We start from the raw sequence: 3,258 nt of genomic DNA, 5'->3' as shown, positions 1-3,258 counted from the left end.
GGCCACCCGAAACGACGATACCCGCCGAGGTGAGTTCCGGGCGGTCGGATTCGGCAACCTTGTCCTCGACCCATTCCGACAGGCCCGGATCGGCGGCAGCGCCGATTTTCTCGACCGGGGCGGAATTGCCGGTGCCAGCCGCATCAAAGGTCGAGGTGCGGAAGCTCACGACCTTCTTGGCATCCGAGGATTTCACCTTCTGGATGGCGTTGCCGGCATAGATCGGACGCTCGAACGTGTCGGCATCGACCACGCCCGAGGCGTCGGTGATGACCATCACATCCAGCAGCGCGGCGACGCGCGGCAGGATGTTCTTGGCATCCGTGGTGGCGGGCGCGACGACATGATCGTAATCGGCGGCAAGATCGGCCACCAGCTGCGCCACGGGTTCCGCAAGGCGGTGCCCGTAAAGCGCATCCTCGGCGCACAGAACCTTGGCGACGCCCTCGATCGTGGCGGCCTCGTCGGCGGCAGCGGCGCAGGTGGCACCTGCACAAAGCACGGTCACATCACCCAGCTTGGCGGCGGCGGTCACGGCCTTGGCGGTGGCATCCATCGCCAGGGCTCCGTCATTGACTTCGGCAAGAACAAGAACAGCCATCACACAGCCCCCTTTTCTTTGAGTTTCGCAACCAGCGTGTCCACGTCCGGCACGATCTCGCCAGCCTGACGCGCTTCGGGCTCGGTTGTTTCGACGATCTGCAGGCGCGGGGTCACGTCGACGCCGTAATCCTCCGCCGTCTTTTCATCGAGCGGCTTTTTCTTGGCCTTCATGATGTTGGGCAAAGAGGCATAGCGCGGCTCGTTTAGGCGCAGATCGGTCGAAATGATGGTCGGCATCTTGACCTTGATCGTCTGCAACCCGCCATCGACCTCGCGTGTGACGACGGCATTGTCGCCCTCGATGTCGATATTATTGGCATACATCGCTTGGCTCCAGCCCAGCAGCGCGCTCAGCATCTGGCCGGTGGCGTTCATGTCGTTGTCGATCGCCTGCTTGCCCGTCAGGACAAGACCTGGCTGTTCCTCTTCGACGACCTTGGCAAGGATCTTGGCAACCGCCAGCGGCTCGATATCGGTATGCACGTCATCGGCGGCCACGACCAGAATCGCCCGGTCCGCGCCCATCGCCAGCGCGGTGCGCAGCGTTTCCTGGGCCTGCTTCACGCCGATCGACACGGCGACCACCTCTTCGGCCTTTCCGGCCTCCTTGAGGCGGATGGCCTCTTCGACAGCGATCTCGTCGAACGGGTTCATCGACATTTTGACATTTGCAAGATCGACACCCGATCCGTCCGCCTTGACACGGACCTTCACGTTGTAGTCGATCACGCGTTTCACAGGCACAAGCACCTTCATTGCGTGGTCTCCTCAGATTGGCGGAACAGCCGTAAAGCGACCGTTCCCGATACTATCCCCGCCGTTCTTACTCGTTTGTAACCCGGGGAACCAGTAGCCCTTTTGTTTTGGAATAAATATCTACCATTGCACTACTGTGAGCCTCATAACTTTCATCATCTGACAAAGTAATGTTCTGGGATAAAGAAAACTTAGCTAGTAGTACAAGGAATAAAAACAATATTAATACTTTCATAACTTTTCGTTTAAAGCTAAAGTACCTAAAGGAAACCATATTTTCAAAACAAAACCATATAATAACATTTACTTAACCTTACGTTTTCATCATGATGAATAATAAAAATACTATATTTGCCTAAAAATCATGGCGAAAAAATTTTCTTACAGCGAAGCAACACAAGAAATAGAGCAAATTATAGATCAACTTGAAGCCGGGGACCTTGAAATTGATGAACTTAGCACAAAAGTTAAGCGTGCTTCACAATTGATAAAAAAATGTAAAGATCACCTAAAAACCACTGAAGACAAGGTAAACGAGATTTTAGACGAAGACCAGGATAACAGTTAAACCTTACGGTTCAGGTATAATTCTACCAACGGATATATTGGCTCCCTTATAATTGAATGAATTTTTAGGTTGTGTTTTTTTGCGACATTATTCAGCAATCGGGAGCTCAAATAGGCTATAGAACCACCAAATACTATAGGAAAAGGATATTTTTGCAGCAAGAGGGCATAAAACTCAAAGAAGCTGGAAAATTGCTTTACACAAAGCTCTGAAAGCACTACATTATGCTGATTTTGCATTATATAACGGGCTAATAACCCATTTTCATCTTCTTGCTCCAGTTTTTTGTTTAAAAATTTTTGCAAATCACCACTGATATCATCTGATAATGCAGCATCTTCGTAGAGCTTAAGAATCTGCAGAGCCAGATCGGTGCCACTCCCGGGATCTTTCTCTTTCCCGGGCGACCACACTTCAAAGTTTAGTTTAAACCCATCGTAGTAAGCCATAGAAGACCCTGTACCAAGTATAGCAACATTTCCGGCCTCATCACCCCATCCGGCATGGGCAAGTGCCATTAAATCGGAAAAAACCGTTATATGAGCATTGGAAAACCAATTTGCTAAAAACTGCTTAACCTTTTCTCTACCCTGCTGCCTTGCGCAGCCAGTACCATAAAAATAAAGCTCGGTGATATAATTACGATGCCTTTCCAAAGCCGGTGGAAAAATCATACCATAGCCCAACTGTGAAGGATGCATACCAGCTGATTTAACATACTCAACGTTATGCTTATCAATAAGCGCCCACATGGTATTTGTACCACCACTATCTGCAATTAGAATCATAGTACGACATTCAAGAAAAGATAAGACTGAAAAAATAAAATTACAAGAAATTATTTCCGTTACAAAAGTACTTTTCTATAACAATAAAGCATTGAAGAATCTTTTATTTATTGAATAGTCACTATTTTTGTTAATTCAAATTGAGAATACGGTGAGTAAAAGTTATATACAGCAGTTAATAAGAGAAGGTGAGCATCAAAAGCAGGATTTTAAGTTTGCGGTGAACGATGCCAGAAAAATTGCAAGGTCACTTGTAGCTTTTGCTAATACGGATGGTGGCAAACTCCTGATTGGAGTTAAAGATAATGGCGTAATCCCATTCTTCCAAACAGGATTATCTTTCACTTTCATCTTCCAAATTACAGTTTTATTTTCAAAAGCATATGTTTTCCCAAGATCTACCCCATCATTTAAGGAACAAGGACCATCAATAACCGTAAATGATTCCTGATTGTAACTAGTAGTTCCTGGTTCAAATAAATAAAGGGCAAGCCAAATATCATCTATTGAGGGACTCATCTTTATTTATTTGAACCAGGAACT

General features: G+C 47.3%; 5 protein-coding genes. 2 read left to right on the top strand and 3 right to left on the bottom strand.

Annotated features, from left to right (window positions below):
- On the bottom strand, positions 1 to 601 hold a 601-nt coding region (locus LCF59_RS17575), incomplete at its 3' end, for an electron transfer flavoprotein subunit alpha/FixB family protein (RefSeq protein WP_367273422.1).
- The gene (locus LCF59_RS17570) at positions 601 to 1,359 is read right to left on the bottom strand and encodes an electron transfer flavoprotein subunit beta/FixA family protein (protein ID WP_292288918.1); all 759 of its coding nucleotides are present in this window, start codon (positions 1,357 to 1,359) and stop codon (positions 601 to 603) included. The genes LCF59_RS17570 and LCF59_RS17575, both read right to left, overlap by 1 nt.
- 364 nt (positions 1,360 to 1,723) lie before the next feature.
- Between LCF59_RS17570 and xseB the strand changes: the two genes are divergently transcribed.
- Positions 1,724 to 1,927, top strand: coding sequence for an exodeoxyribonuclease VII small subunit (gene xseB / locus LCF59_RS17565; RefSeq protein WP_292288917.1), 204 nt, complete (start codon positions 1,724 to 1,726; stop codon positions 1,925 to 1,927).
- Here xseB and LCF59_RS17560 read toward each other — a convergent pair.
- Positions 1,924 to 2,715 (bottom strand): hypothetical protein, encoded by a 792-nt coding sequence (locus LCF59_RS17560; protein WP_292288916.1) that lies wholly within the window; start codon positions 2,713 to 2,715, stop codon positions 1,924 to 1,926. The genes xseB and LCF59_RS17560 overlap by 4 nt on opposite strands.
- 151 nt (positions 2,716 to 2,866) lie before the next feature.
- Between LCF59_RS17560 and LCF59_RS17555 the strand changes: the two genes are divergently transcribed.
- Positions 2,867 to 3,166 (top strand): RNA-binding domain-containing protein, encoded by a 300-nt coding sequence (locus LCF59_RS17555; protein WP_292288915.1) that lies wholly within the window; start codon positions 2,867 to 2,869, stop codon positions 3,164 to 3,166.
- The last annotated feature ends 92 nt before the right edge of the window (positions 3,167 to 3,258 follow it).

The organism is Marivita sp., from assembly GCF_020055675.1.
GTDB lineage: Bacteria > Pseudomonadota > Alphaproteobacteria > Rhodobacterales > Rhodobacteraceae > Marivita.
This window is presented reverse-complemented; position numbering and strand designations above follow the sequence as displayed.